Source organism: Vreelandella mediterranea (genome assembly GCF_970647075.1).
Genome location: NZ_OZ310198.1, coordinates 2,762,619 through 2,789,398, shown reverse-complemented (window position 1 = coordinate 2,789,398; position 26,780 = coordinate 2,762,619). Strand labels below are relative to the sequence as shown.

The following is a 26,780-nucleotide window of genomic DNA, read 5'->3' as shown; positions in this document are numbered from 1 at the left end:
AATTTCCTCTGGTTTTCGCCTAATTCCCTCTGTTTGACCCGGCCGCGCCCATCGTGGCTTTAGTCGTGGGGCAACTTCGTTATAATAGATGTTTTGCGTGCCCCAGGGTGGTGGCGACAGCGCCCCGAGGCATCACGTTTTATTGTCACGGAACCCCTATGAAAAGCGCAGAGATCAGGCAGGCCTTTCTAACCTATTTCGAGGAGCACGGACATACCGTGGTTCCCTCGAGCTCGCTGGTACCGGGCAACGACCCGACGCTGTTGTTCACCAACGCGGGCATGGTGCCGTTCAAGGACGTGTTTCTGGGGCGTGACCCGCGGCCCTACGTACGCGCCACCTCGGCCCAGCGCTGCGTGCGTGCCGGCGGCAAGCACAACGACCTGGATAACGTCGGCTACACCGCGCGCCACCACACCTTTTTCGAAATGCTGGGTAACTTCAGCTTCGGCGACTACTTCAAGCGAGACGCCATCCGCTTTGCCTGGCGCTTTTTGACCGAGACCCTGGGGCTACCCAAAGAGAAACTTTGGGTCACCGTGCACATAAGCGATGAAGAAGCCGAACGGATCTGGAAAGACGAGATCGGCATCGACCCCGCGCGTTTCTCGCGCCTCGACGAAGACAACTTCTGGCAGATGGGCGATACCGGCCCCTGTGGCCCGAGCTCGGAAATCTTCTTCGATCACGGTGCTGACGTATGGGGTGGCCCGCCGGGAAGCCCGGAAGAGGACGGCGACCGCTACATCGAGATCTGGAACCTGGTCTTCATGCAGTTCGACCGCGACGCCCAGGGCACGCTAAACCCGCTGCCCAAGCCGTCGATCGACACCGGCATGGGCCTCGAGCGCGTGGCGGCCGTCATGCAGGGCGTGCACTCCAACTACGAGATCGACCTTTTTCAGAACCTGCTCAAGGCGGCGGCCCAGGCCACCGGCTACAGCGACCTGGAGGCGCCGTCGCTGCGCGTCATCGCCGACCATATCCGCTCCTGCGCGTTTTTGATCGCTGACGGCGTACTGCCGTCCAACGAAGGCCGCGGCTACGTACTGCGCCGGATCATCCGCCGCGCGGTGCGCCACGGCCACAAGCTCGGCGCGACCGGCGCGTTTTTCCATACGCTGGTCGCCGCCCTCGACGCCGAGATGGGGGATGCCTACCCGGAGCTTCGCGAATCCAGCGATCAAATCGCCCGGGTGCTGCTCAAGGAAGAAGAGCAGTTCGCGCGCACCCTGGATCACGGTATGGGGCTCTTGAGTGAGGCGCTTGATTCTTTACAAGGCGATACGCTGCCCGGCGAGACGGTCTTCAAGCTTTACGACACCTACGGCTTTCCCTTCGATTTGACCGCCGACGTGTGCCGCGAGCGCGGCGTCAAACTCGACGAAGAGGGCTTTCAGCAGGCACTGGAGGCCCAGCGCGAACGTGCCCGGGCCGCGAGCCAGTTCGGCGCCGATTACAGCGCCAATATCGAGCTCGACGGCACCACGAACTTCACCGGCTACGAGCTTTTGGCCGATGACGCCAAAGTCACCGCGCTGGTGGATAGCGAAGGCAACGCGCTCGCCGCGCTCGAGGCAGGTCAGAAGGGCATCGTGGTGCTGGACCGCACGCCGTTTTACGGCGAGTCCGGCGGGCAGGTAGGCGATACCGGCTACTTGCATGTCGAGGGCGGACGTTTTCAGGTCAACGATACGCAAAAGCAAAGTGGTCACCATCTGCATCAGGGCGTGATGGTCGAAGGCACGCTCAGCGTGGGGGCGGATGTGCGCGGCGAGGTCGACACTGGCCTGCGTGCTGCCACCGTGCGCAACCACTCGGCCACTCACCTGCTGCACGAGGCGCTTCGTATGGTGCTGGGCGACCACGTCCAGCAGAAGGGGTCGCTGGTCAACGCCGAGCGGCTGCGCTTCGACTTCAGTCACTTCGAGGCATTGACAGCGGAGCAGCTCAAGGAAGTCGAGCGGCTGGTCAATGAGCAGGTGCTGGCCAACGCGCCGACCAAAACCGAGCAGATGAGCCTCGATGAGGCGAAAGCCAAAGGGGCTGCGGCTCTGTTCGAGGCGAAGTACGCCGACAATGTCCGCGTGTTGACCATCGGCGCTGACGATTTCTCCATCGAGCTCTGCGGCGGCACCCACGTGGCGCGAAGCGGCGATATCGGCTGCTTCCATATCGTGACGGAGGCGGGCACCGCCGCCGGCGTTCGCCGTATCGAGGCGATCACCGGCGAAAACGCGCTGGCGTACTTCTACCAGCAAGAAGCCGCCCTGGAGCGGCTGGGGGCGCGGCTCAAGACCAAGCCCGAGCAGGTCGAATCCCGCATCGAATCGCTTTTCGAGCGTAACCGCACCCTCGAAAAAGAGCTCGAGCAGCTCAAGGCGAAGCTGGCAAGCTCGGCGGGCAGCGATATGTTGAGCCAGGCGCAGGAAGTCGGCGGCGTGAAGCTGCTGGCCACCCAGCTCGAAGGCGTTTCCGGCAAGGATCTACGCGGTATGCTCGACCAGCTCAAGAACAAGCTGGGCTCCGGGGTGATCCTTTTGGCGGTGGCCGACCAGGCGGCGGGCAAGGTGAGCCTGATCGCCGGTGTCACCGACGATTTGACTCACCGCGTGAAAGCCGGCGAGCTCGTCAATCACGTGGCCGCCCAGGTGGGCGGCAAAGGCGGCGGGCGGGCCGATATGGCTCAGGCCGGGGGCAGCCAACCCGATGCCTTGCCGGGGGCGCTCGAGAGCGTGCCGGCCTGGTTGGAAAGCGTGCTCTAAGCAAGAGGCCGGTGGCAGCGTTGCCACCGGCTTTTTTTATATTCATCGGCGTAGTAACTGGCACGGTTTTCCAACGCCAATGCCGGGCTAGTCTACTATTACTCTTTTACTCCGAACCCATAGGGAAAATGGCATATGGCACTATACGTACAAAAGTTCGGCGGTACGTCGGTCGGCTCGGTCGACCGTATCAAGGCCGTGGCGGAAAAAGTAAAAGGCTTTCGCGATCAGGGCCACCAGATCGTCGTGGTCGTTTCTGCCATGAGCGGCGAGACCAACCGTCTCACCGACATGGCCCAGGCCTTGAACGACGACCCGACGCCGCGGGAAATGGATATGCTGCTCTCCACCGGTGAGCAGGTGACTATCTCGCTGCTTGCCATGGCGCTTCAGCAGTTGGGTGTCCCGGCGACGTCCCACACCGGCGCCCAGGTCGGTATTCACACCGATAACGCCTACACCAAGGCGCGCATCCAGCGTATCGAAACCGACGATCTGAAAAGTGATCTCGATGCCGGCAAGGTGGTGGTCGTGGCGGGCTTTCAAGGCGTGGATGAAGACGGCAACATTACCACCCTGGGCCGGGGTGGCTCGGACACCACCGGCGTGGCGCTGGCGGCCGCACTCGGCGCCGACGAATGCCAGATCTATACCGACGTCGATGGCGTTTACACCACCGACCCCCGTGTATGCTCCCGTGCTCAGCGCCTTGAAAGCATCACCGTCGAAGAGATGCTGGAGCTTGCAAGCCTGGGCTCCAAGGTGCTGCAGATTCGCGCGGTGGAGTTTGCCGGCAAGTACAACGTTCCGCTACGGGTGCTCTCGAGCTTCGAGGATGGCCCCGGTACCCTGATTATCGCAGATGCTGACCAAGACGAGGATTCCATGGAAGAACCGCTGATCTCCGGTATTGCCTTTACCAAAAACGAAGCCAAGCTGACCCTTTTGCACACCCCGGATGTTCCCGGTGTTGCCTCGCGCATTTTAGGCCCCATTGCCGATGCCAATATCGAAGTCGATATGATCGTGCAGAACGTGGCGCCGGCCGGCGACTACACCGATTTCACCTTTACCGTGGCCAAGGGCGATTACAAGGCGACCAAAAGGCTTTTGGAAGAAACCGTGATCCCGGATCTCGGCGGCGGCGAGCTGCGCGGCGATGACAATATCGCCAAGGTGTCGCTGGTGGGTGTGGGCATGCGCTCCCACGCTGGGGTGGCCTCGAAAATGTTCCGTGTGCTGGCCGACGAGAACGTCAATATCCGTATGGTCTCCACCTCGGAGATCAAAATTTCGGTGGTCATCGACGAAAAGCACATGGAACTGGCGGTCAACGCACTGCACAAGGCGTTCGGGTTGGATAATGCAAATGTAGAATCCGAATAACATTTGTGCTCCAAACCTTCTACGCTAAGAGGTAACTTGCTACCGTAGGTGGTGAGCTTTCTTGCAACGGAAGTTCAAGTGTCATGGAGCCAGAGGCATCAGTCGTTGGTGACTGGTGCCGCTTTGCCGCATAATGGCGGCGTTGACGCCTCTGGCGGACACGAACCGTTGTACAAACGTCTGAGAAGGAGATCAGCCATGCTCATCCTAACGCGCCGCGTAGGCGAGACACTGATGATAGGTGATGAGATCACCGTCACGGTGTTAGGTGTAAAAGGTAATCAAGTCAGAATTGGTGTTAACGCCCCCAAGGATGTCGCCGTACATCGTGAAGAGATTTACCAGCGAATCCAGCGCGAGCGCGATACTGAAAGCGAACCCGAATAAATGGCGCCTTATACCACGTCCACTAAAGGGCGTTTAAGCGCTAACCCAAAGCCGGCGCGAAAAAATTTCTGCTTAAGTCTGGACAAGCCTCAGTATTATCGGTAATATTCGCGCCGTGCCGTTGAGGAGAGGTGGCCGAGTGGCTGAAGGCGCTCCCCTGCTAAGGGAGTATAGGGTTTATAGCCCTATCGAGGGTTCGAATCCCTCTCTCTCCGCCAACCGCATAACCCGTAACATGATTGCTTGAAGAGCAGTTGCTTTAAGATAAGCGCCCGTAGCTCAGCTGGATAGAGTATCTGACTACGAATCAGAGGGTCGGAGGTTCGAATCCTCCCGGGCGCGCCATCTTGTAAGCCTTCAGTGCTTTTAGTTCAATGTCTGATCTAACAAGCCTTTCGTTGCCAAGTGATTGATGTTACACTGTTTTTCGTCGATTAACGACGATCAAGCGCCCGTAGCTCAGCTGGATAGAGTATCTGACTACGAATCAGAGGGTCGGAGGTTCGAATCCTCCCGGGCGCGCCAGATTCCAGGAAAACCCGCCTTTTCAAAGGCGGGTTTTCTGCGTTGGTGCCCTGAGTCAGTACGCGTAAGGCGGCTGCTTAGGCGCCGGATATCGAGTCGGTTCAAAAGGATGGAACCTGACGCAGGAGGGCGGCTCGCGCTCTCTGCGGTCGTTTAAAACGCCTGCCACTTTACGTGGTCAGGCGTTTTTTTTGGCCGGGCGCTTTTGGGTTAGGCGGGGGTGGTGGTGATGGGTTGTGGCGTCGCCGGGACGAGCTCGCGCAAGAGCGTGTCGAGGTCGGTCACCCGCTTTAAGCGCTGGAAGTGCTGATTGGCCTCATGGTTTGACTGGCGCATTTGGGCAAGCCACTGCTTGACCAGCGACACGACCACACGGTCCGGTAGCGCTTCGCGCTGGCGCCTGGCGTAGTCGGCAATGACCCCGGCGCGCATCGCCCAGGTTGTCTCGCCCAGGCGCTCGCCGGTGTCGAGCCAGTGGCGAATGCGCGGCGCAAGCCAGGGGTCCGCCAGGGCGCTGCGTCCCAGCATCACATCCTGGCAGCCCGAGAGTGTGCGCGCTTTCCAGTAATCCTCCAGCGTCCAGATATCGCCGTTTGCAACGACGGGGATGCCAAGGCGTGCGCGAATTTTGCCAATCCACTCCCAGTGTGCCGGTGGGCGGTAGCCTTCGTCGCGGGTGCGCCCGTGTACGACCAGCCGCGAGGCCCCACCTGCCTCGGCGGCCTGGCCGCAGGCAACGGCCAGGCGCCGGTCCGAAAAGCCCAGACGAATCTTCGCCGTCACCGGTATTTGTCCTTCGAGCGCCTGGTAGACCGCATCGACGGCCTGGTAGACGCGCTCGGGGCGGCGCAATAGCGACGCACCCCCATCGTGGCGGTTGACCAGTTTGGCCGGGCAGCCAAAGTTCAGATCCACGCTGACTGCGCCCAAGGAAGCCGCCTGGCGCGCGTTTTCGGCCAGCGCCTCGGGGCTTGAGCCCAAAAGCTGCAGATGGACCGGCACGCCGCTGGGCGTGGTCACGTGCTCGAGCTCGAGTTCGGGGCAGTGCTTGTAAAACACGCGGGGAGGCAGGCGGGCATCCACCACGCGGACAAACTCGGTGACCGTCCAGTCGAAACCGGGCTGACGCGTCAGTAGATCGCGGGTGAGGGCGTCGATCACACCTTCCATCGGCGCCAGGCCGATCTCCCCCTTTTGTAGTAAATTAACAACCATGGCTTCCACTTTAGCGTCATTGCATTCTATTCTGAATGTGGCAGGTTAGAGGATTGTCCTCACTGCGCCAAGCGCCTTTAGAGGCGTTTGGTGTGCCACTCAATGACATGACCAGGCGGGGGAAGTATGCAAGAAGGAGAATTACTCCAGGAAGGACTGGCCCTAATGGCGATGGGGATGGGGTTCGTCTTTGTTTTTCTTACCATCCTGGTGATCAGCGTCACGCTGATGTCGACGGTCATACGGCGCTTTCAGCCCACCCCGCAAGCCGCCACCCAACCCGCCGGGCGAGCAGCCCCACCGGAGCCTGCGGGTCAGGATGACGAAACCATGGCCATCATCTCGGCTGCCGTGCATCGTTACCGCACATCAAGTACTCGGTAACGACAGGAAGCCCTAGCGAACTTTACAAAAGCCCAGCGCTGTATTTTGTTAAGTTTACTAATACAACACCTATTTTTGAGAATAGAGCATGAACGAGAACAAACGCCCTCTAGGAGTTACCGATGTCGTCCTTCGCGATGCCCACCAGTCGCTGTTCGCTACCCGCCTGCGCCTGGACGACATGCTCCCTATCGCCGAAAAACTCGACAACATCGGCTTCTGGTCGCTCGAAACCTGGGGTGGGGCGACGTTTGATTCGTGTATCCGCTACCTGGGGGAAGACCCCTGGGAGCGCATTCGCGCGCTGAAAGAGGCGATGCCCAACACGCCTCAGGCAATGCTGTTGCGCGGCCAGAACCTGCTGGGCTATCGCCACTACGCCGATGACGTGGTCGACAAATTCGTCGAGCGCGCCAAAACCAACGGCGTCGACGTGTTTCGCGTTTTCGATGCGATGAACGACCCGCGCAACCTGGAACGCGCGATCAAGGCCGTGCGCCAGGTCGGCGGCCACGCCCAGGGTACCATCTCCTACACGGTGAGCCCGGTACACACCCTGGACAGCTGGGTCGAGCTTGCCAGCACCATCGCGGACATGGGCGCTGACTCGCTGGCGATCAAGGACATGGCCGGGCTTTTGACGCCCTATACCGCTTTTGATTTGGTCACGCGACTCAAAAAGAGGCTCTCGATTCCCGTGCATTTGCACTGCCACGCGACCACCGGGCTTTCGACGTCGACCATTTTGAAGGCGGTCGAAGCGGGCGTGGATAACGTGGATACCGCGATCTCGTCGATGTCGATGACCTATGGCCATAGTCCGACAGAGTCCGTGGTCGCCATGCTCAAGGATACCGACCGCGACACGGGCCTGGATTTGGAAGCGCTCGAGGATATCGCGGGCTATTTCCGCCAAGTGCGCAAAAAGTACGCGGCGTTCGAGGGCTCGCTCCGGGGTATCGACTCGCGGATTCTGGTCGCCCAGGTGCCCGGCGGTATGCTGACCAATATGGAAGGCCAGCTAAAAGAGCAGGGCGCCGGCGACAAGCTCGACGACGTGCTCAGCGAAATTCCGCGGGTGCGCGAGGATCTCGGTTTCATTCCGCTGGTTACCCCGACCTCGCAGATCGTGGGCACCCAGGCGGTGATGAACGTAATGATGGGAGAGCGCTACAAGTCGATCTCCAAAGAGGTACAGGCGCTACTGAAAGGCGAGTACGGTGCTGCCCCCGCACCGTTTAGCTCGGAGCTTCAAAAGCGCGTATTGGACGGCGGTGAGCCGATCACCTGCCGCCCGGCGGACAACCTCGCCCCGGAGATGGAGCGCCTGGACAGTGAGCTTGAAGAAAAAGCCCAGGCCGAGAACATCCGCCTGGCCGAAGGTGAGTCGCGCATCGACGACGTGTTGACCTATGCGCTGTTCCCGCAGATCGGCCTCAAGTTTTTGAAAAACCGCGACAACCCGGACGTCTTCGAGCCCGCGCCCCAGGCCGACCCGCAAAGCGTGGCCGTAAGCGAAGAAAAAACCAAAGCGCCGGCCAAAGCCGCCCCCGCCCAAGGGCCCGAGACCTACACCGTCAAGCTCAACGGCAAGGCCTACGTGGTCGAGGTCGCCGAAGGTGGCGATATCAGCCAGGTCAGCGAAACGCCAGCCAGCGGCGCGCCAGCCGAGCAGCCTGCCAGCCAACCCGCCGCGCCCAGCGGCGAGGGGATCGATGCGCCGCTTGCGGGTAACATCTTCAAGGTCAACGTGAAGGTGGGCGACCAGGTCGCGGAAGGCGACGTGGTGGTGATTCTCGAAGCCATGAAGATGGAGACCGAAGTGCGCGCCCAAAGCGCCGGCACGGTGTCCAGTGTCAACGTGAGCGAGGGCGATAGCGTCGCCGTTGGTGACTCCCTGGTCGAGCTTTAAGGGCATACGGTAATGGATAAATTAATCACCCTATGGGAGGGCTCGGGGCTTTATAACCTCGCGCTCGGCCAGGCCGTCATGATCCTGGTGGCGCTGGTGCTGTTGTATCTCGCCATCTACAAGAAGTTCGAGCCGCTTTTGCTGGTGCCAATCGGCTTTGGCGGCATTTTGGCCAATATCCCCGAGGCGGGCCTTGCGATCTCTGCGCTCGACCAGGCGATCGAAGTAGCGCGCCCGGCGATTTTGCAGCAAATCGGTGCGGCACTTGGCGTGGCGCTCGACCCGGTTGCCGGGGCGGAGGCCTGGCGGGAAGCGCTCAAAGCGGTTGCGCATAACGCCGCGCCAGAGCAGATGCGTGCCGCCCGCGATATCGCCGTGGGGGCGGGTTACAGCAACGGCGTGCTGTATAATTTCTACAGCGTGGCCATTGGCTCGGGCATCGCGCCGCTGGTCATCTTCATGGGCGTGGGCGCGATGACCGATTTCGGCCCTTTGCTTGCCAACCCGCGCACGTTGTTTCTGGGCGCGGCGGCGCAGTTCGGTATTTTCGCCACGCTCTTTGGGGCGGTTCTGCTCACCTCGATGGGGGTGATGGACTTCTCGCTCAATCAGGCGGCGGCGATCGGGATCATCGGCGGTGCGGACGGGCCGACCTCGATCTACGTCTCGAGTGTGCTGGCACCCGAATTATTGGGCGCGATTGCCGTGGCGGCCTACGCCTACATGGCGCTGGTACCGTTGATTCAGCCGCCGATCATGCGTCTTCTGACCACCGATAAAGAGCGCAAGATCACCATGACGCAGCTGCGCCCGGTGTCGAAACTCGAGAAGATCGTGTTTCCGCTCATGCTGTTGATTTTGGTGGCGCTGTTCCTACCGGACGCCGCGCCGCTTTTGGGCATGTTCTGCTTTGGTAACCTGATGCGCGAGTGCGGCGTGGTCGAGCGCCTGGCGGATACCGCCCAGAACGCCTTGATCAATATCGTCACCATCGTGCTAGGGCTCTCGGTGGGCTCCAAGCTGATGGCCGAAAGCTTTCTGGCCTTCGAGACGCTGGGGATTCTGGGCCTTGGCATCGTGGCCTTCGGGATCGGCACCGCCGCTGGCGTGTTGATGGCCAAGCTGATGAACCTGGTCAGCAAAATGCCGATCAACCCGCTGATTGGCGCCGCCGGGGTCTCCGCGGTGCCGATGGCGGCGCGGGTGGCCAACCGGGTGGGGCTTGAGTCCAATCCGCACAACTTCCTCTTGATGCACGCCATGGGGCCGAACGTGGCCGGTGTGATCGGCTCGGCGGTGGCCGCCGGGGTGATGATCAAGTATTTGGGGTAAGACAGGTGGACGTATACGGGTATGCGTGCTGTGTCGAGTAGCTCTACGCGAGGGCGCTGTGAACCCCTCCCTGGGCGCTACTTTCGCCATCTGACCGCCATGGATGGCGGGAATGCCGGAAGCGAAAGGAGCTGTCTTCCGGCCCTGGCGAAAGACCCTCGCTACGAGCTACTCGACACGATAGCTGGATGGCACCTTGAGTATCGCCCTGACAGCGCCTCACATTAACGTGGGGCGCTGTCGGTTTTGGCAGGCTGAATATCCAGCGTGCTCTTCAAGCGGTTTTCCAATGCGGTGAAGTCTGCGGCCTCGTCTTTGGGCCAGGCCACGGTGAGCGTGACGCCCTGGCTGTCGTAGTCGGCGGCAATCGGCGCGCGCTGCTCTTCGAAATAGGCGCGGGCTTGGGCTTCCTGGGCGAACGCTACTTTCAAAAGGTAGTGTTCACGCTCGACGATTTCCCGGGTGGGTAGGGTTTCGAGCGCCTTGTTCACGGCCTGGGCGTAGGCGCGGGCGAGCCCGCCGGTGCCAAGCTTGGTGCCGCCAAAGTAGCGAGTCACCACGCAACCGACTTCGCCCAGAGCACTGCCCAGAAGCGCCTGGTACATCGGCCGGCCTGCGGTGCCGCCGGGTTCGCCGTCATCAGAGAAACCAATCGCGGTTTGCTCGCCGGGCGGGCCGGCAATGAAGGCAGTGCAGTGGTGGCTGGCACCAGGGTGGGCGGCGCGGGCGGTTTTTAGAAGCGCTTCGAACGCATCCGGCGTCGGGGCGTGGCAAAGCCAGGTGATGAACTGGCTTTTTTCGACGACGATCTCGGCCTCGAAGTGCGTGTCCAAGGAAAGATTCGGGGCTCGGTAGCGCAAACGGGGCTCCTGAAGGCGATTAGTGGCGCTTCTCGGCAGCGGCGGGGCTTTTGCCCATTACCATGCCCAGCACCTGGATATCGCCATTATGCAGGAAAACCGCCGGCATCGCCTGGTCCTCGGGGCACAGATGCACGCCAAGCCTGTTGATCGAGAGTTCCTTGAGCACCACTTCGTGCTGGTTGATGGTGGCCGTGGCGGTTTCCCGGTGCGGGCCGCGCTGGTGGCGGTGGATCACGATCACGTCGCCGTCGAACAGGTTGTACTGCTGCATGCGATTACCGCGAACGCGCAGCGCATAGGTGTTGCGCCGGGTCACGTCGCGCTCGGCGCTGGCGGCGCGGGGCGTAGCGTACTCTCTGGTGCTCGGGGCTTTGGGGCGCAGAGCGTTCGAGGTCTCAAGCGGTCGTGATGCGATCATTTGTTTCTCTCCAGCAATCGCCCGCTCCCTGGGCGTGAACAAGTGAAAAGCGACGCGGGTGCATGTCTTTTCATACAGTGGTTGGAGTATAAACCTGTTTTTGCATACAGTGCTAGCCCTGTATGCAGACTTCTGTGTCGTAACACGCTCTTCTTTTTGGCAGGGCCCCGTGGCTGTGGGCTTTAGTAAAGGGGCGTGATGCTCGAGGCGGCGCTACGCTGGCGCAAAAATGCCTTTTTGTGTAGAGTGCGCGCGATATCCACGCCTTGGGAGACCGCTTTGAGCCTGCGCCTTCAAGCCCGAAAGCTTGCCTGCGAGCGCGATGACCGCTTTCTATTTAAGGGGCTCGATGTCGAGATCAACGCAGGTGAGCTTCTGCGTGTCGAAGGCCCCAACGGCAGCGGCAAAACCACGCTTTTAAAGATACTGGCGGGCCAGCTCAACGATTACGAGGGCGCGCTCTATTTCAACGGAAAGCCGCTGGGCCAATGCCGCGATGATTTTCTCGCCAATCTGGTGTATCTGGGCCACGCGCCGGGCGTCAAAGCGGGGCTGACGCCGTTGGAAAACCTTGCCTGGTACCAGGCGTTGGATGGCGGGCCGGTAAGCGAGGCGGCCTGCGAGCGCGCGTTGGGAGACATCGGCCTGGCCGGATTCGAAGACGTGCCGGTGGGGCAGCTGTCCGCAGGCCAAGGGCGGCGCGTAGCGCTTGCCCGACTGAATCTGACACCCCGGGCGCTTTGGATACTCGATGAGCCGTTCACCGCGATCGACCGGGAAGGGGTAAAGGCGCTGGAGCAAACACTTTGGGCCCACGCGGACGAAGGCGGCAGCGTGGTGATCACGACCCACCACGCCCTGGGGGAACAGACCCGGGTGCGGCGTATGACGCTTGGCGAGAGGGTGGACAGTGACGCCGGCTGATCAAAAGACGTTACTTCGAACCGCCCCCGGCGGCGCTTTTCGGGCGTTCAAGGCGACGCTTACCCGGGATCTCACCCTGGCCTTTCGCCGTCGCGGCGAGGCGCTCAATCCACTGGTGTTTTACGCGCTGGTGATCACGCTGTTCCCAATCGGTATTTCGCCGGACCCCGCGCTTTTATCGGTGATAGCCCCCGGGCTTTTGTGGGTAGCGGCGCTGTTGGCGGCGTTACTCTCGCTTGATACGCTTTTTCGCAGCGATTTCGAGGATGGCAGCCTCGAGCAACTGCTGATTGCCCCGCAGCCGCTACTGGCGCAGGTGGTGGCCAAGGTGGCCGTACACTGGCTTTTAACGGGGCTGCCGCTTGCACTCATGGCGCCGGTGCTGGGCGCGATGCTGGCACTTCCGGCGGGAAGCTATGCGGTGCTGGCGCTTTCACTACTGCTGGGCAGCGCTACGTTGAGCCTTGTGGGCGCGATTGGCGCCGCGCTAACGGTGGGCCTGGCACGGGGCGGCGTGCTGACCTCGCTTTTGATTCTGCCGCTTTATATTCCGGTGCTGGTGTTTGGGGCAGGCGCGGTGCAGACCGCCATCGCGCTCGAAAGCGCCGCGCCACAGCTTGCCATGTTAGGGGCGCTGCTGGCGGTGGCGCTTTTGCTGGCGCCGCCGGCGATTGCCGCCTCGCTTCGTATCAGTATCAACGGCTAAGGATGCGCGCCATGTGGGCTTTCATTCATAAGTTTGGTTCACCCAAGTGGTTTTATAGCTTGAGCACCCGGCTCGAGCCCTGGTGCTGGGCGCTGGCCGCCGCCTGCCTGATGGTCGGGACCGTATGGGGGTTGGCGGTGGCGCCAGCGGACTACCAGCAGGGCGAGAGCTTTCGCATCATTTATGTTCACGTGCCCGCTGCGCTGCTGGCCCAGTCGGTGTTCGTTTCCATGGCGCTGGCAAGCCTGGTGTTCATGGTGTGGAAGATCAAGGTGGCCGACATGGCCGCCAAGGTGATGGCACCGTTCGGCGCGGCCATGACGTTTACGGCGCTGTTTTCCGGCGCGGTGTGGGGCGTGCCCACCTGGGGGACTTGGTGGGAGTGGGACGCGCGGCTGACCTCGATGCTGATTCTGCTTTTTTTGTACCTGGGCGTGATCGCCCTGCGCGGTGCGTTCAATCGCCGGGACAGCGGCGCCCGGGCCGCGGCGCTTCTCGCCATGGTCGGAGTGATCAATATCCCGATCATCAAGTACTCGGTCGAGTGGTGGTACACCCTGCACCAGTCCGCCACCTTTACGCTGACCTCGCGCCCGGCGATGCCGGCGGCCATGTGGCTGCCGCTGCTCGTCATGCTGGTCGGGTTTTATAGCTTTTTCGCCGCGATTACGCTTGCGCGCACGCGCAGCGAAATTCTGCGCCGGGAAGGCGACAAGCGCTGGGTTCGCGCGCTCCTAAGCGGAGATACATGATGGCGTTCACCTCGCTGACGGAATTTTTCGCGATGGGCGGCCACGGCGTTTACGTTTGGTCGGCTTGGGGCGTCACTGCCTTGCTGCTATTACTGTGCCTTTTGCAGGCGCGCCTGGAGCGCCGCGGGCTGGTCAAAGCGGTGAGGCGTCGCGCCCGCCGCGAGCGGGCCCGCGCGCAAAACGGCCCACGCTCTTCTTCACACCCTGGGGGTAATGATGACGCCTAAACGCAAGCAGCGGCTTTTCGCGCTCATCGGCGTGGTGGCGCTGGCGGGCGTGGCCGTGGGGCTGACCCTCTTTGCGCTGCGCGCCAACATCAATTTGTTCTTCAGTCCGGTGCAAATCGCCCAGGGCCAGGCGCCACTGGAGCGCCAGATCCGCGCCGGCGGGCTGGTCAAGGCGGGTTCCGTCGCACGCGACCCGCAAAGTCTGGACGTCGCCTTCGTGGTCACCGACTACGTGGACGAGGTGAGCGTTTACTACAGCGGTATCCTCCCGGATTTGTTTCGCGAAGGCCAAGGCGTGGTGGTGGTCGGCGAGTTGCAGGCCGACGGACGCCTGAGAGCGGACAAGGTGCTGGCGCGTCACGACGAAAACTACATGCCGCCGGAGGTCGCCCAGGCGCTTGAGGAGGCGGGCTACTCACCGGCGGACTATCAGCAAAAGGCCGAACGGGTCGTCAAACAGTTGGAAGGGCCGGGCCGCCCTCAAACGGACGGGAATTAACGTATGTGGGTAAAGATGATTCCCGAAGTGGGCCATTTCGCGCTGATTCTGGCGCTGATGCTGGCGCTGGTTCAGGCCACCCTGCCACTGGCGGGCACGCTAACCCGCCGCCCGCTCTGGATGGCCTATGGTGGCCCCATGGCGGCGGGGCAGTTTCTGTTCGTGGGTCTTGCCTACGCCTGCCTGAGCGCAAGCTACCTGCTCGACGACTTCAGCGTGGCCAACGTGGCCAACAACTCCAACTCGATGCTGCCCTGGTACTACAAGGCCAGCGCCGTTTGGGGTAATCACGAAGGCTCGGTGCTGCTTTGGAGCTTGATGCTGGCCGGCTGGGGCTTTGCCGCTTCCCACTTTTCGAAGCCGCTGCCCCGGGATATGGCCGCCCGGGTGCAGAGCGTGATGGGCATGATCAGCGTCGGCTTTTTGGCCTTTATCCTGCTCACCTCCAACCCTTTCGAGCGGCTGTTGCTCAATATGCCAAGCGACGGCGCCGATCTGAACCCGCTCTTGCAGGATTTCGGCCTGGTGATCCACCCGCCCATGCTCTACATGGGCTACGTCGGCTTTTCGGTGGTCTTCGCCTTCGCCATCGCCGCGCTGATCGGCGGGCGGCTGGACGCGGCCTGGACCCGTTGGGCGCGGCCCTGGGCGAATATCGCCTGGGCGTTTTTGACGGTCGGCATTGCGCTGGGCAGCTGGTGGGCTTACTACGAGCTTGGCTGGGGCGGCTGGTGGTTCTGGGACCCGGTCGAGAACGCCTCGCTTTTGCCCTGGCTGACCGGCACCGCGCTTTTGCACTCCCTGGCCGTGACCGAAAAGCGGGGATCGTTCAAAAGCTGGACGGTGCTTTTGGCCATCACCACTTTTTCGCTCTCGCTGATGGGCACGTTTTTGGTGCGCTCCGGCGTGCTGACCTCGGTGCACGCCTTCGCCAACGACCCGGCCCGCGGATTTTTCATCCTGGTGCTTCTGAGCGTGACGGTGACGCTGTCGCTTTTACTGTTTGCGCTGCGCGCCCCGCGGGTCAGCCACCAGGTCGGCTTTGGCTGGCTATCCCGGGATTCGCTGTTGCTGGTCAACAATTTGCTGCTGGTGATCATGACCGTCACCGTGCTGCTCGGGACCGTTTACCCCTTGATTCTCGACTCGCTGAATTTGGGTAAAATCAGCGTGGGCCCGCCGTATTTCAACGCGCTGTTCGTGCCGCTGACCGTTTTGCTGTGTCTGTTCATGGGCCTTGGCCCGCTGGCGCGCTGGAAGCACATGGGCGCGGGGGAGCTCAAGGCGAAGCTTTGGCTGTCGGGGCTGGCCGCACTGGTCATCAGCGCGGTGGCGCCGCTTTTGTACGCGGGCGAGTGGAATCTGTGGGTGAGCCTGGGGCTTTTGGCCGCGCTCTGGATCGTGCTGCCGCTGGTCCGTGATGTCTTCGATACCTGCCGCCGGGCAAGTTCGGTCACCCGCGGGCTTGGCAAGCTCTCGCTCGCCTACTGGGGCATGGTGCTGGGCCACGTCGGCATGGCGGTCACGATCGTCGGCGTCACGGTGGTCTCGAACTACAACATCGAGCGTAACGTGCGCATGGCGCCGGACACCACGGTCGAGGTGGCGGGTTATCAGTTCACCATGCAGGAACTGATCAGCCGGCGCGGGGCGAATTTTCTGGCCGATACCGCGGTGATCGAGGTGCGCAAGGGGGACGACGGCCGGGCGTTCATGATGCAACCGGAGAAGCGCCTTTACCTGGCCACCCGCATGCCGATGACCCAGGTCGCGCTGCGCCCGGGGCTCTTTCGCGACCTTTACGTGGCGATGGGCGAGGACCTGGAGGACGGCAGCTACGCCATGCGCATTCAGTACAAGCCCTTCGTACGTTGGCTTTGGCTGGGGGCGCTGTTGATGGCGGCGGGGGCGGTGCTGGCGGTGATCGACAAGCGTTACCGGCGCTCTAAAGCGCGCCCCCACGCCCTCGAAACTCCTGTGGAGGCGCTATCATGAGACGCTGGCTGTTGCTGCTGTTACCGCTTGGTTTTGTCGGCATTGCGCTGTTCTTCTACCAGGGCCTTTCCCGCGACCCCTCCCAGCGCGACTCGGCGCTGATGGCCCGGGCGTTCCCCGCGTTTGAAGCGAGCACGCTGCGCGACCCAGAGTCCCAAGTGGATGAATCGCTTTTGCGCGGCAAGCTCACGCTGGTGAACGTCTGGGGGGAGTGGTGTCCGGCCTGTAAACAGGAGATGCCGCAGCTCTTGACGCTCGCCGAGCATGGCATTCGCATGGTCGGCGTGAACTACCGCGACACCCGGGAAAAGGGTGGGCAGTTTTTGAGCGAGTACGGCGACCCTTTCGAGGTGAACATTTTCGACCCGGAGGGCCGTTTGGGATTCGACCTTGGCGTTTACGGTGCCCCGGAAACCTTTCTGGTCGATCGCGACGGCGTGATCCGCTATCACCACAAGGGCTACATCGGCCCCGACGATGTCGATGCGCGCATTCTACCGGAGGTCGAGAAATGGCGTTGAGGTCTCTTTTCGTTCTGATGTTGTTACTGGTGAGCCCTTTAGTGCTGGCCGCTATCGAGGTGCGCGAGTTCGACGACCCGGTGCTCGCGCAGCGTTATGCCGACCTGACCGCCTCCATGCGCTGCCCACTTTGCGAAAACCAGGCGATCGACGACTCCAACGCGCCGATTGCCGCGGACATGCGCCAGCGCGTGTTCGAGCTTCTCCACCAGGGCCAGTCGGACAGCGAAATCGTCAACCATATGGTGGCCCGCTTCGGCGAGTACATTCTTTATAACCCGCGTCTGGAAAACCGCACCTATTTGCTTTGGGGCGTGCCCATTGCGCTGGTGCTGCTGGCGATGGTGATTCTGGCGTTGATCGTGCGCGCCCGGCGCCAAGCCTCGAGCCAAGCGCTGAGCGCGGCGGAGCGCGAACGCCTGGACACCTTGATCAACCGCGAGAGGTCACCATGACGCCGCTTTGGATTGCGATTGCGCTCGCCGGACTCCCCGCGCTTTGGCTGCTACTCGCCCCGCTTTGGCGAGCCCAGGCGCTCCATGAGGCCCAGCGCCGCTTCGAGGAAGCCGACGGCGCCAACCAGCAGAACGTGGCCATTTTCAAACGCCGCCTCGCCTCGCTCGAAAATGCGCAGGCGAATGGCGACATCGATCAGGCGCGCTTTGACGAGGCCAAACTCGAGCTCGAGCGCAGCCTGCTCGACGACACCGCTGCTACGCCCCGGCGCGCGCTCAAGGCCCCGGGGGCGGGGCGCTTGGCCATTCCTGTGGTGGTGGTAGCGGCACTGGCGGCGGGCGTTTTTATCTATCAACAAAACGGCGCCGAGGGCGACCTTGCCCTCTACGCGCTGCAACAGTCGGTGGAAAACGACCCCAACCCCTCCATGGAGCGCTACCTCGAGCGTTTGAAGGGCGAGGCCGAGCGCCAGCCTGAAAACGCCAACGTGTGGGGCATGCTGTTTAGCTTTTACCGGCAAAGCGGCGAGCTCGAAAAAGCGGATGAGGCACTGACCCGGCTCATCGAGGTCGACGGACGCGCCCCGGCGCTTTTGGGCGAGCTCGCCGAGCTTCGCTTTTTCATGGCCGGGCGCAGGCTCACCCCGGACGTTCGGGCGCTGGCCGACGAAGCCCTGGAAGCTGACCCGCGCCAGCCCAAGGTGCTGAGTCTTCTCGGCGTTCACGCCTTCGACGAAGGCGACTACGCGCTCGCCATCGACCGCTGGCGCCGGGCGCTGGCGAGTCTGGAGGACAGCGACACGGTGGAGGCGCTGCGCGAGGGGATTCGCACGGCAAGCGCCCGGCTGGAGGACGCCGATAGCGCTAACGTTTCGACCGACGGTGTGTTTGAATAGCCCGCTCGATTTTTATCTGCTTTATAAAGAGCCGCAATGCGCTTAACGTCCATACGCCTTACCGGGTTCAAGTCCTTCGTCGACCCCATTACGGTGCCCTTCGATGGCAACATGACCGCGATCGTCGGGCCCAACGGCTGCGGCAAATCCAATATCATCGACGCGGTACGCTGGGTGATGGGCGAGTCCTCGGCCAAGACGCTGCGCGGCGAGTCGATGGCGGACGTCATCTTCAACGGCTCTACCGGTCGCAAGCCGGTCGGTCAGGCGGCGATCGAGCTGAAGTTCGATAACCGCGACGGCGGTATGGGCGGCGCCTACGCCCAGTACGCGGAAATCGTCGTCAAGCGTTTGGTCACCCGAGACGGTCAGTCCAACTACTTTTTCAACGGCCAAAAGTGTCGCCGTCGGGATATCGCGGATCTCTTCATGGGCACCGGGCTTGGCCCGCGCTCCTACGCGCTGATCGGCCAGGGCATGATTTCGCGGCTGATCGAGGCGCGCCCGGACGACCTGCGCGCGACCCTGGAAGAAGCGGCGGGGATCTCCAAATACAAGGAGCGCCGCCGCGAGACCGAAAACCGTATGCGCCGCACCCAAGAGAACCTGGAGCGCCTCGACGATATCCGCGAAGAGCTCGACAAGCAGCTCGAACGCTTGAAGCGCCAGGCCGAGTCCGCCAAGCGCTACCAGACCTTGAAAGCCCAGGAGTACCAGCTCAAGGGCGAGCTTGCGCTGATTCGCGGCCGCGCCTTGCGCGCTGAGCAGACCCGCCAGGAGAGCCGGGTGCGCGAGCTCGAAATCAGCGTCGAAAAAGACGTTTTCGGCGTGCGCGCCTGCGAAACCCGCCTCGAGCAGGCCCGCGCTCAGCACGATGAGCTCTCTGAGGTACTCGAGCGTCATCAGCAGCAGTTTTTCGAAACCACCACGCGCATTGCGCGCCTCGAGCAGGATCAGGCCCACCGCAAGAGCCGCGAAAGCCAGCTGGCAAACGACATCGACACCGCCCGGCGCGACCTTGACGAGCAGCGCCGGGTCAGTGAAGGCGACCAGACCCGTTTGGCCGAGATCGAGGCGCGCTGGGAGACACTACTGCCCGAGCTCGAAGCTCAACAGGAGCAGCTCGAAGTGCTCGAAGAGACGCTGGCGCAAGCCGCCCCGGCGCTCGAGGCCGCCGAGCAGCGCTTCGCCGATATCGATGCGCGCTGGCGCGATGTCAGCCGCGACGCCGAGCGCTGCCAGGACCAGATTGTCGATCTGGAACAGCGTATCAAGCGCCAGCAGGCCGAACGGGCCCGCCGCGAGCAGCAGCGCGGTGAGCTCGACGACACCGCTTCGCTGCAAAAAGAACATGCCCAGAGCCTGGCCGAGCTGCAGGAGGCCGAGCGCCGCGCCGAACACTTTCAAACCGAACGCGAACAGCGCCAGGCCCGCTACAGCGAGGCGCGCACCGCCCATCAAAGTGCTCTGAGCGTGCGCGAAGAGAAGCGCGGCGAGCTCAGCCAGTGCCAGGGCGAGCTCGCCTCGCTCAAGGCGTTGATCGACGCAGCGCTTGCCGACCACGACCCGGATCTGCACACCCACCTCGAAGCCCTGGGGCTCGAAAACGCCCCGCGCCTTGGCGAGACGCTCAGCGCCTCGCCTGGTTGGGAGCCGGTGGTGTCCTGGCTGCTCGCGCCCTGGCTCAATGCCCGCATGGTCAGTGGCGCTACGCTCAAGGCGCTGCCCGAGGCGCTGGCTACCGACTGGTGTTTGATTCAAAGCGAGGCGAGCGCCGCGGCGAGCGACGCCCGGCTCGACTGCCTGGTCAGCGGCGCCGGAGCGCTTGGGGAGTGGCTCTCGCGCATTCACTTTGTCGAGAGCGACGACCAGGCTCAGGCACAAGTGGCGCACCTCGCCCCGGGCGAGAGCGTGGTTAGCCGTTCGGGCCTTTGGTGCGGGCGCGGCTGGCTGCATCAAAAGGCTAGCGGTGAAGGCGTCGATGCGCTGTTGATGACACGGCGGCGCTTTGACGAGCTAAGCCAGCAGCGCGAGGGCGTCGAGCAGGCGCTGGCGGAACTCGACGAGCGTTGCGAGACGCTGGCTCGAACGCTTGAAGCGCTCGAGAGCGAGCGCGAGCAGCGTGGTGAAGAGGAGCGCGAGCACGGCAGCCTTCGCCAGCAACTGGCGGTGAAGGAGCAGCGCCTGGCCCAGCGTCTGGAGCACCTGCAGGGCCGCGCCGCGGAGATCGACGAAGAGCTTGCCACGCTAAGAGAGGACGAGGAGAGCCTTGCCTTGACCCTCGAGGAGCAGCGCGAGCGCTGGGGTGAAGCGATGACGCGCCTGGAAGAGACGGCCACCGCCCGGGAAGAGAGCGTCGAGCAGCGTACCCGCGCCCGCGAAGAGTCTGATCGCCTGACCCGGGAGCAAGCGCCGCTCAAGGCGAGCCAGCAGGCGCTGGCGTTGGAGCGCGAGCGGCTCAATACCGAGCGCGATAGCCTGCGCGCCCAGCAGAGCCGCTCGAGCGAAAGCGAAGAGCGCTTGAAGCTACGCATCGAAGAGCTCGAAGAGGCGCGTGAAACGCTTTTGGAGCCCGACGAGCTGGCCGCCGAAGAGCTCGAGGAGCTTCTCCACGAGCGCGAACAGCGCCAGGCACGGCTGAGCGAAACCCGAGAGCAAGCCCAGGTGATCTCTGAGCAGCTCAAAAACGACGAGCTCGCTCGGCAAAATCACGAGCGCACCCTCGAGCAAAGCCGGGAGCAGCTGCAAACCCTGCGTATGGAGGTTCAAGCGCTGGCGCTCAAGGCCACCACCCAGGACGAGGCACTGGCCGAGCTTGGCCACGACGCCGAGGCGCTGGCCGCCGGGCTTGCCGATGATGCCGAGGAGTCGCGCTGGCAGTCGCTGTTGGAAGGCACGACCGAGAAGATACGCCGTCTTGGCGCGATCAACCTCGCCGCGATCGAGGAGTACGACCAGCAGGCCGAGCGGCGCGACTATTTAGAGGCGCAGCATGCTGAGCTTACCGAGGCGCTGGAAACCCTGGAGCGGGCGATCAAGCGTATCGATCAGGAGACACGGGTGCGTTTTCGCGAAACCTTCGATCAGGTCAACGCCGGGCTGCAGGCGCTTTTCCCGCGGGTATTCGGCGGCGGCGCGGCGTGGCTAACGCTGACCGGCGACGACCTGCTGGAAACCGGCGTTGCCATCATGGCGCGCCCGCCGGGCAAGAAAAACAGCACCATTCACCTGCTTTCCGGGGGCGAAAAGGCGCTAACGGCGCTGTCGCTGGTGTTCGCGATCTTCCAGCTCAACCCGGCGCCGTTTTGTATGCTCGACGAAGTCGACGCGCCGCTGGACGACGCCAACGTCGGCCGCTACGCAAAGCTCGTCAAGGAAATGTCCGAGAGCGTGCAGTTTATCTACATCACCCACAACAAGATCGCCATGGAGGCCGCCGAGCGCCTGATGGGCGTGACCATGCAGGAGCCTGGCGTTTCGCGGCTGGTATCCGTGGGTATCGAAGAGGCCACCGCGCTAGTCGACTGACCCGTTAATACGAGATCGACCGTTGGCGGCTATTACGCTTTGTTCATGATTTTAGCCCGGCGATGATAAGTGCTCTATTCATCCCTGGGCTTGAATAAGTGTTAGCCAAGCGTGGAATGGGCGCTCTTTTGTCAGCAGTCCGGCGCAAAAGGGGCTGCAACGCTTGCCGATGATCGATTAATCGCCGCCTCTCGCTATTCGTTTGAGCGCGACACTTCATAAGCGGCTGACTGGCGGGCTTCGAGCCGGCCAGGTTCAGCCGTCAAAGTCGCGAAGGCGCAGCCGAAAGGCTTTGATAACAGGGGATTGCAAACGGGTTATTGGGTCCCGTTACGATTAAGGTGAGCGCTCTACTACTGGAAATACATATAGTTAAAGCATTAATGGCCACAGTAGAAAACGAAGAGTGTTGTGTGTTCAAACTCGCAAGAACTAACGAACACTTGTTGCGATTATGCTTAGTTGTGCTTGTTTAATGATCGAATATGGTTGTAAGATTTTGTCATCTAGCGTTAATGCTTCTACAATTGTCGCATTGGTAAGCTTTTCGGCGAACTTTACTTCATTGCTAGCCCAGGGCGTTAGCCATGAATAAAGAAGCGCTGAAGTAAAAGTAAAAGGGCGTTGTTGCACGAAGGTGGCCGACCCAATCAAGCGCCAGGATGGCACTTTTGGCCGTTGGGCTTGTCGAAAAGCGGGGCTTGCTACGTCGATGGCTGGCGAGTAGCGGGGTAAGCTTTATTAGATAGAGCAGCAGGTTGCCCTTTTTTGTAGCAGACGCACTATGCCTGGTGGTAAATATAGCGTTTGGATGGACGCGGCTATCATCAGGGGTAGCGCCTTAAATCGGTTAAAATGACCCGTGGAATGCTCGACATGGAATTAAGAGAGTGGTTAATCATTCTAGGATTGGCGTTGGTGTCGCTTATCGTGGTCGATGGAGTGCGAAGGCTCCAGCGTCAGCGTCGGGTACCGCGTCTTGACCAGGCGGTCGACAACCTGCCCAAGGCATCGGTGAATGAACTCGATGACGAGGCTAAAGAGGCCGAGCTAAGCTGGGAGCTGCCCAACGGCGGCGCCCGGGTCGTCAAGCCCGCCGATTACAGCGGTTTGGGTAAAAAGCCCAAGCTCGAGCGTCAGGACCATCCCGGGCCCTCCAGGGTACTCTCCGATTTCAAGCGTTCGTTTTCCAAAGTGGCGTCCCGCTCTAAAAGCGCGGCAACTAGCCAGCGCTTCGCCTATCAGGGCGGTTTCAGCGAGCGTGATGAAGAAAGCCCCGACGCTTCCCGCGCTGCCTCTAAAGCGAGCGCCCCGGCCAGTACCGCCGAACCAACCCGCGCGGCGAGCCCGAGCGAGCGCTCCGCTGATCAAAGCCCTGTTAAACACGCCCCCGTTGAAGAGCGTCGCGAGCCGAGCCTTTTTGCCGATGAAGCGCCTTTAAGTGAAGCGCCCTCGGCGGCCGAGCCCACCAGCGGCGCAGCCTCCACATCGCAAACACCCCTCGATACGCCGCACTCGCCTGGTGTGGCGCCCACCGAACCTGCTTTTTCTACTCAGGCGGTTGGCACTGAGCCGGTGGAAGCCGCAGCGCCTAATGAGAGCGAAAAAGCCGATACCGCGACCGACGAGCCCGTGCTGCGCGCCGAGCCCGAAGACGCCGCCTTTGCCAAAACCAGCGAGTCGCGTCAGCGGCGCCAGCTGCGCTCCAACACCGCCGGTGAACTCGATGACGACGCCATAGACGAGTACCGTCTGGTCGATTTCGAGGGCATGGGCCGCTCCTTCAAGCGTCGCCTGATCGAGCGTCGTCAGGAGCGCGCCCGTAAAAAGGCGGAAAAAGCCGAACGCGTCAAGGCGCTTGCCAAGCAGAAAGCCGAGCGTAAGGCGCTGGAAGCCGAGCAGCGCCGCGAGGCCCGGGAAGCCGCCGAAGCCGAAAAGGCGCGTATTGCCCAGGAGCACGCCCGGGCCCGCGAAACCGAGGCCGCTCACGCAACGGCGCAGTACAATGACGACGAGCTTTACAGCGCCGAGCCTTCGATGGGCGCGCTGCGCGGCCAAAGCGCAAGAGACGCGCGCTTCGACGAAGACGAGGCGGCGTTCGATGAGGCCTACGACGCACCGGCTTTTGACGAAAACGTCGTACGCCCCCATCCGGCGCTCGAAAAAGCGCTGCGCCACGACGTATCGGGCGCGCGCGCCAGGGAGACCCTGACCGACGCCTCGGAAATGGTGGTGATCAGCGTGCTCTCGCGGGACGAAGAGGGCTTTGACGGCGGCAAGCTTTTGGAACTGATGATGGCCTGCGGATTGCGGTTTAGCCGCGAAATGGGCGTTTTCCACCGCTTCGAAACCGAAAGCCCGGACAGCGAGCTGCAGTTCTCCATGGTGAACGTGGTCAAACCCGGCACCTTCCCCATCGAAGAGATGGACGAGTTCGCCACCCCCGGTATCTCGTTTTTGATGCCGCTACCCGGGGCGCTCGATAGCTCCGCTGCGTTCGAAGCGATGGTCGAGACCGCCATGGTGGTCGTACGTCACATGGGCGGCGAGCTCAAGGACGAAAACCACAGCGTCATGACGGCGCAGACCATCGAGTTTGCTCGCCAGCGCGTGCATGAGTTCGAGCGCCGCCACCGCCTGCAGCGCCACACCGCCCGCTAATCGGCTTTTTAAGTGTCTCAAAACACCCGCCTCGCCAGGCGGGTGTTTTTGTTACTAGAGCCTAACGCCGCCAGGCTTTAGGATAGCGCCACTACGTACTGTTTTACGGAACCCTATTGCATGAGCCAGCCTTCCCCCCAGGTGCGTGAGGAAATCGCCGCGCTGCGCGCCGAGCTCGACGATGCCAACCACCGCTACTACGTGCTTGACGAGCCCGCACTGACCGATGCCGACTACGACCGCAAGCTCCAGGCGCTCAAAAACATCGAAGCGGACTACCCGGAACTGGTGACGGTCGATTCGCCCACCCAGCGCGTTGGCGCTGCCCCGGCGGAGGGCTTTCCCGCGGTGACCCACGCGCTACCGATGCTCTCGCTGGACAACGCGTTCAATCGCGACGACGTCGTTGCTTTCGCCGAGCGCGTGGCCGAGCGTTTGGAGCGAACCCCTGACGAGCTCGAGTTCAGTTGCGAGCCCAAGCTCGACGGCGCGGCGGTGTCGCTGGTCTATGAGCAGGGCGTATTGGTAAGCGGCGCCACCCGGGGCGACGGGCGCACCGGCGAAGGTATAACGTCGAATTTGCGCACGCTGCGCTCGGTGCCGCTCAGACTGCGCGGCGATAATGTGCCCGAGCTTTTGGAAGTACGTGGCGAAGTCATCATGCAACACAAAGGCTTCGAGGCGCTCAACGAGCGCGCCCGGGAAGAAGAGAGCCGCGTATTCGCCAACCCGCGCAACGCCGCTGCCGGTAGTCTTCGTCAGCTCGACCCACGGATTACCGCCAAGCGCCCGCTGGAGTTTCACGGCTATCAGGTGGCCAGGTTGGAGCCGGATAGCGGCGATACCACCCACAGCGCGCTGATGGAGCGGCTGAAAACGCTCGGGTTTCGCTCGAGCGCGGAGCTTGCCACGCTCAAGGGGCCCCAAGCGGTCGCCGACTACTGCGAACGGCTCGGCGAGAAGCGCCTGGCCCTGGGGTTTGATATCGACGGCGTCGTGATCAAGGTCAACGATCTGCGCGCCCAGCGTGAGCTTGGCTTCGTGGCCCGCGCCCCGCGCTGGGCGGTGGCGTTCAAGTTTCCGGCCCAGGAGGAGATCACGACCCTCAACGACGTCGAGTTCCAGGTCGGGCGCACCGGCGCCATTACGCCGGTTGCGCGGCTCGAGCCGGTCACGGTGGCCGGCGTGACGGTCTCCAACGCGACGCTTCACAACGCCGATGAAATCACTCGGCTGGGCGTCATGATCGGCGACACCGTGGCGATTCGCCGGGCCGGCGATGTCATCCCCCAAGTGGTTCGGGTGGATACCGACAAGCGCCCGACCTCGGCGAAAGCGATCGTGTTTCCCGACGCCTGCCCGGTATGCAGCTCACAAATCGAGCGCGTCGAGGGCGAGGCGGTCGCGCGCTGCTCCGGCGGGCTCTTTTGCCCCGCCCAGCGCAAGGAGGCGCTCAAGCACTTCGCCAGCCGCAAGGCGCTGGATATCGACGGCCTGGGCGTGAAAATCATCGACCAACTGGTCGAGCGCGACTGGGTGCAGACCCCCGCGAACCTTTTCGAAATCGGCGTCGAGCGGCTGGCAACGCTGCCGCGCATGGCGCAAAAGTCCTCGGAAAACCTGGTGGAGTCGCTCGAAAAGGCTAAAAGCACCACCTTTGCGCGCTTTATCTATGCCCTCGGTATTCGCGAGGTGGGCGAGGCCACCGCCGCCAACCTGGCGAGCCACTTCGGCACTCTACAGGCGCTGCAGGGCGCCGAGCAGGCCGCGCTCGAGGCGGTCAACGATATCGGCCCGATCGTCGCCGCCCACGTACATACGTTTTTCAAGCAGCCGCATAACCAGAACACCATCGCCGATTTGATCCGGGTGGGCGTTACCTGGCAAGAGGTGGAAGTCACCCAGGGCCCCAGGCCGCTCGAAGGCCAGACCTGGGTATTGACCGGCAGTTTGGAAACCATGACCCGCGACGAGGGCAAGGCACGCCTTCAAGCGCTGGGCGCCAAGGTCGCGGGTAGCGTGTCCAAAAAGACCACCGGCGTGGTCGCCGGCGAGGCGGCGGGCAGCAAGCTTGCCAAAGCCCAGGAGCTGGAGGTGGACGTACTCAGTGAGGACGCCTTTATTCAACGACTTGCCGAGTGGGAGCAAACGTCATGAGCCGATTTATCGAAGTACCCGCACGGATGCTACCGCCGGAGACCCTCGACGCGCTGCTCCAGGCGTTCGTGACCCGCCAGGGCTACGACACCACCGACACCAGCGGTGAAGGCATGCACGGCTGGGTCATCGAGCTCAAGCGCCAGCTCGAGCGCGGCGAGCTTTTGATCGCCCACGATATCGAACTCGAGCAGACCGAGGTCATGACGCTTGCCCAGTGGCGCGCCTTCGGGCGCGATATCGCCGATGACGAAGAAGAGGGCGACTACTAA

At 62.4% G+C, this 26,780-nt stretch carries 22 protein-coding genes and 3 tRNA genes; 22 read left to right on the top strand and 3 right to left on the bottom strand.

Going from position 1 to position 26,780, the window contains the following annotated elements; all coding sequences use genetic code 11:
* The first annotated feature begins 158 nt into the window (after positions 1–158).
* From alaS to ACWFVE_RS12745, 6 genes are all read left to right on the top strand, one after another.
* A complete protein-coding gene (gene alaS / locus ACWFVE_RS12770) occupies positions 159–2,765 on the top strand; it encodes an alanine--tRNA ligase (RefSeq protein WP_447529642.1) in 2,607 nt (868 codons plus the stop codon).
* A 135-nt stretch (positions 2,766–2,900) separates the two neighbouring features.
* Positions 2,901–4,151: an aspartate kinase gene (locus tag ACWFVE_RS12765; RefSeq protein ID WP_447529641.1), complete on the top strand. Its 1,251-nt coding sequence runs from the start codon at positions 2,901–2,903 to the stop codon at positions 4,149–4,151.
* Positions 4,152–4,349: 198 nt separating this feature from the next.
* Entirely contained in the window at positions 4,350–4,538 is a 189-nt protein-coding gene (gene csrA / locus ACWFVE_RS12760; RefSeq protein WP_252106858.1) for a carbon storage regulator CsrA, read from the top strand.
* Positions 4,539–4,663: 125 nt separating this feature from the next.
* Positions 4,664–4,756, top strand: a tRNA-Ser gene (locus ACWFVE_RS12755).
* A 50-nt stretch (positions 4,757–4,806) separates the two neighbouring features.
* Positions 4,807–4,883, top strand: a tRNA-Arg gene (locus ACWFVE_RS12750).
* A gap of 103 nt (positions 4,884–4,986) precedes the next feature.
* Positions 4,987–5,063: transfer RNA gene (locus ACWFVE_RS12745), tRNA-Arg, on the top strand.
* A 210-nt stretch (positions 5,064–5,273) separates the two neighbouring features.
* Here the strand turns inward: ACWFVE_RS12745 and ACWFVE_RS12740 are convergent.
* Positions 5,274–6,278, bottom strand: coding sequence for a tRNA dihydrouridine synthase (locus ACWFVE_RS12740; protein ID WP_447529640.1), 1,005 nt, complete (start codon positions 6,276–6,278; stop codon positions 5,274–5,276).
* A 126-nt stretch (positions 6,279–6,404) separates the two neighbouring features.
* Here ACWFVE_RS12740 and ACWFVE_RS12735 point away from each other — a divergent pair, with 126 nt between their 5' ends.
* The 3 genes from ACWFVE_RS12735 (at position 6,405) to ACWFVE_RS12725 (ending at position 9,906) form a co-directional block, all read left to right on the top strand.
* A complete protein-coding gene (locus ACWFVE_RS12735) occupies positions 6,405–6,662 on the top strand; it encodes an OadG family protein (RefSeq protein WP_447529639.1) in 258 nt (85 codons plus the stop codon).
* A gap of 88 nt (positions 6,663–6,750) precedes the next feature.
* A complete protein-coding gene (oadA, locus tag ACWFVE_RS12730; RefSeq protein WP_447529638.1) occupies positions 6,751–8,574 on the top strand; it encodes a sodium-extruding oxaloacetate decarboxylase subunit alpha in 1,824 nt (607 codons plus the stop codon).
* A 12-nt stretch (positions 8,575–8,586) separates the two neighbouring features.
* On the top strand, positions 8,587–9,906 hold the full coding sequence (locus ACWFVE_RS12725; protein ID WP_447529637.1) for a sodium ion-translocating decarboxylase subunit beta: 1,320 nt from the start codon (positions 8,587–8,589) through the stop codon (positions 9,904–9,906).
* A 224-nt stretch (positions 9,907–10,130) separates the two neighbouring features.
* Here ACWFVE_RS12725 and ACWFVE_RS12720 read toward each other — a convergent pair whose 3' ends face one another.
* Positions 10,131–10,766 (bottom strand): IMPACT family protein, encoded by a 636-nt coding sequence (locus ACWFVE_RS12720; RefSeq protein ID WP_447529636.1) that lies wholly within the window; start codon positions 10,764–10,766, stop codon positions 10,131–10,133.
* A gap of 19 nt (positions 10,767–10,785) precedes the next feature.
* Complete coding sequence (locus ACWFVE_RS12715; RefSeq protein WP_447529635.1) at positions 10,786–11,187, bottom strand: LexA family protein; 402 nt, start codon at positions 11,185–11,187, stop codon at positions 10,786–10,788.
* Positions 11,188–11,466: 279 nt separating this feature from the next.
* On the opposite strand from ACWFVE_RS12715, the gene ccmA reads away from it, so the two are divergent.
* The 13 genes from ccmA to ACWFVE_RS12650 all read left to right on the top strand — a co-directional run bounded on the left by ccmA (position 11,467) and on the right by ACWFVE_RS12650 (position 26,780).
* Positions 11,467–12,111 carry a cytochrome c biogenesis heme-transporting ATPase CcmA gene (gene ccmA / locus ACWFVE_RS12710; protein WP_447530541.1) on the top strand — a complete coding sequence of 215 codons (645 nt, stop codon included), beginning with the start codon at positions 11,467–11,469 and terminating at the stop codon, positions 12,109–12,111.
* A complete protein-coding gene (gene ccmB / locus ACWFVE_RS12705) occupies positions 12,098–12,817 on the top strand; it encodes a heme exporter protein CcmB (RefSeq protein ID WP_447529634.1) in 720 nt (239 codons plus the stop codon). The genes ccmA and ccmB overlap by 14 nt, the downstream gene beginning before the upstream one ends.
* An 11-nt stretch (positions 12,818–12,828) precedes the next feature.
* Positions 12,829–13,569, top strand: coding sequence for a heme ABC transporter permease (locus tag ACWFVE_RS12700; protein ID WP_447529633.1), 741 nt, complete (start codon positions 12,829–12,831; stop codon positions 13,567–13,569).
* The gene (gene ccmD, locus ACWFVE_RS12695) at positions 13,566–13,796 is read left to right on the top strand and encodes a heme exporter protein CcmD (protein ID WP_447529632.1); all 231 of its coding nucleotides are present in this window, start codon (positions 13,566–13,568) and stop codon (positions 13,794–13,796) included. The genes ACWFVE_RS12700 and ccmD overlap by 4 nt, the downstream gene beginning before the upstream one ends.
* Entirely contained in the window at positions 13,786–14,295 is a 510-nt protein-coding gene (ccmE, locus tag ACWFVE_RS12690; RefSeq protein WP_447529631.1) for a cytochrome c maturation protein CcmE, read from the top strand. The genes ccmD and ccmE overlap by 11 nt, the downstream gene beginning before the upstream one ends.
* Before the next feature lie 3 nt (positions 14,296–14,298).
* Positions 14,299–16,290, top strand: coding sequence for a heme lyase CcmF/NrfE family subunit (locus ACWFVE_RS12685; protein WP_447529630.1), 1,992 nt, complete (start codon positions 14,299–14,301; stop codon positions 16,288–16,290).
* Positions 16,284–16,811, top strand: coding sequence for a DsbE family thiol:disulfide interchange protein (locus ACWFVE_RS12680; RefSeq protein WP_447530540.1), 528 nt, complete (start codon positions 16,284–16,286; stop codon positions 16,809–16,811). The genes ACWFVE_RS12685 and ACWFVE_RS12680 overlap by 7 nt, the downstream gene beginning before the upstream one ends.
* On the top strand, positions 16,802–17,266 hold the full coding sequence (locus ACWFVE_RS12675; RefSeq protein WP_447529629.1) for a cytochrome c-type biogenesis protein: 465 nt from the start codon (positions 16,802–16,804) through the stop codon (positions 17,264–17,266). Before ACWFVE_RS12680 ends, ACWFVE_RS12675 begins: the two co-directional genes overlap by 10 nt.
* On the top strand, positions 17,263–18,162 hold the full coding sequence (gene ccmI, locus ACWFVE_RS12670) for a c-type cytochrome biogenesis protein CcmI (protein WP_447529628.1): 900 nt from the start codon (positions 17,263–17,265) through the stop codon (positions 18,160–18,162). Before ACWFVE_RS12675 ends, ccmI begins: the two co-directional genes overlap by 4 nt.
* 36 nt (positions 18,163–18,198) lie before the next feature.
* Positions 18,199–21,690, top strand: coding sequence for a chromosome segregation protein SMC (smc, locus tag ACWFVE_RS12665; protein WP_447529627.1), 3,492 nt, complete (start codon positions 18,199–18,201; stop codon positions 21,688–21,690).
* An 876-nt stretch (positions 21,691–22,566) separates the two neighbouring features.
* On the top strand, positions 22,567–24,351 hold the full coding sequence (gene zipA / locus ACWFVE_RS12660) for a cell division protein ZipA (RefSeq protein ID WP_447530539.1): 1,785 nt from the start codon (positions 22,567–22,569) through the stop codon (positions 24,349–24,351).
* Positions 24,352–24,471: 120 nt separating this feature from the next.
* Positions 24,472–26,508: an NAD-dependent DNA ligase LigA gene (gene ligA, locus ACWFVE_RS12655; RefSeq protein WP_447529626.1), complete on the top strand. Its 2,037-nt coding sequence runs from the start codon at positions 24,472–24,474 to the stop codon at positions 26,506–26,508.
* Positions 26,505–26,780, top strand: a complete 276-nt coding sequence (locus tag ACWFVE_RS12650) for a YheU family protein (protein WP_447529625.1) — start codon at positions 26,505–26,507, stop codon at positions 26,778–26,780. The genes ligA and ACWFVE_RS12650 overlap by 4 nt, the downstream gene beginning before the upstream one ends.

What these genes read in the sequence shown, in the direction of transcription:
- alaS (WP_447529642.1), top strand. Translation starts at nt 159, where the DNA reads ATGAAAAGCGCAGAGATCAGGCAGGCCTTTCTAACCTATTTCGAGGAG.
- ACWFVE_RS12765 (WP_447529641.1), top strand. Translation starts at nt 2,901, where the DNA reads ATGGCACTATACGTACAAAAGTTCGGCGGTACGTCGGTCGGCTCGGTC.
- csrA (WP_252106858.1), top strand. Translation starts at nt 4,350, where the DNA reads ATGCTCATCCTAACGCGCCGCGTAGGCGAGACACTGATGATAGGTGAT.
- ACWFVE_RS12740 (WP_447529640.1), bottom strand. Translation starts at nt 6,278, where the DNA reads ATGGTTGTTAATTTACTACAAAAGGGGGAGATCGGCCTGGCGCCGATG.
- ACWFVE_RS12735 (WP_447529639.1), top strand. Translation starts at nt 6,405, where the DNA reads ATGCAAGAAGGAGAATTACTCCAGGAAGGACTGGCCCTAATGGCGATG.
- oadA (WP_447529638.1), top strand. Translation starts at nt 6,751, where the DNA reads ATGAACGAGAACAAACGCCCTCTAGGAGTTACCGATGTCGTCCTTCGC.
- ACWFVE_RS12725 (WP_447529637.1), top strand. Translation starts at nt 8,587, where the DNA reads ATGGATAAATTAATCACCCTATGGGAGGGCTCGGGGCTTTATAACCTC.
- ACWFVE_RS12715 (WP_447529635.1), bottom strand. Translation starts at nt 11,187, where the DNA reads ATGATCGCATCACGACCGCTTGAGACCTCGAACGCTCTGCGCCCCAAA.
- ACWFVE_RS12700 (WP_447529633.1), top strand. Translation starts at nt 12,829, where the DNA reads ATGTGGGCTTTCATTCATAAGTTTGGTTCACCCAAGTGGTTTTATAGC.
- ccmD (WP_447529632.1), top strand. Translation starts at nt 13,566, where the DNA reads ATGATGGCGTTCACCTCGCTGACGGAATTTTTCGCGATGGGCGGCCAC.
- ccmE (WP_447529631.1), top strand. Translation starts at nt 13,786, where the DNA reads ATGACGCCTAAACGCAAGCAGCGGCTTTTCGCGCTCATCGGCGTGGTG.
- ACWFVE_RS12685 (WP_447529630.1), top strand. Translation starts at nt 14,299, where the DNA reads ATGTGGGTAAAGATGATTCCCGAAGTGGGCCATTTCGCGCTGATTCTG.
- ACWFVE_RS12675 (WP_447529629.1), top strand. Translation starts at nt 16,802, where the DNA reads ATGGCGTTGAGGTCTCTTTTCGTTCTGATGTTGTTACTGGTGAGCCCT.
- ccmI (WP_447529628.1), top strand. Translation starts at nt 17,263, where the DNA reads ATGACGCCGCTTTGGATTGCGATTGCGCTCGCCGGACTCCCCGCGCTT.
- smc (WP_447529627.1), top strand. Translation starts at nt 18,199, where the DNA reads ATGCGCTTAACGTCCATACGCCTTACCGGGTTCAAGTCCTTCGTCGAC.
- zipA (WP_447530539.1), top strand. Translation starts at nt 22,567, where the DNA reads ATGGAATTAAGAGAGTGGTTAATCATTCTAGGATTGGCGTTGGTGTCG.
- ligA (WP_447529626.1), top strand. Translation starts at nt 24,472, where the DNA reads ATGAGCCAGCCTTCCCCCCAGGTGCGTGAGGAAATCGCCGCGCTGCGC.
- ACWFVE_RS12650 (WP_447529625.1), top strand. Translation starts at nt 26,505, where the DNA reads ATGAGCCGATTTATCGAAGTACCCGCACGGATGCTACCGCCGGAGACC.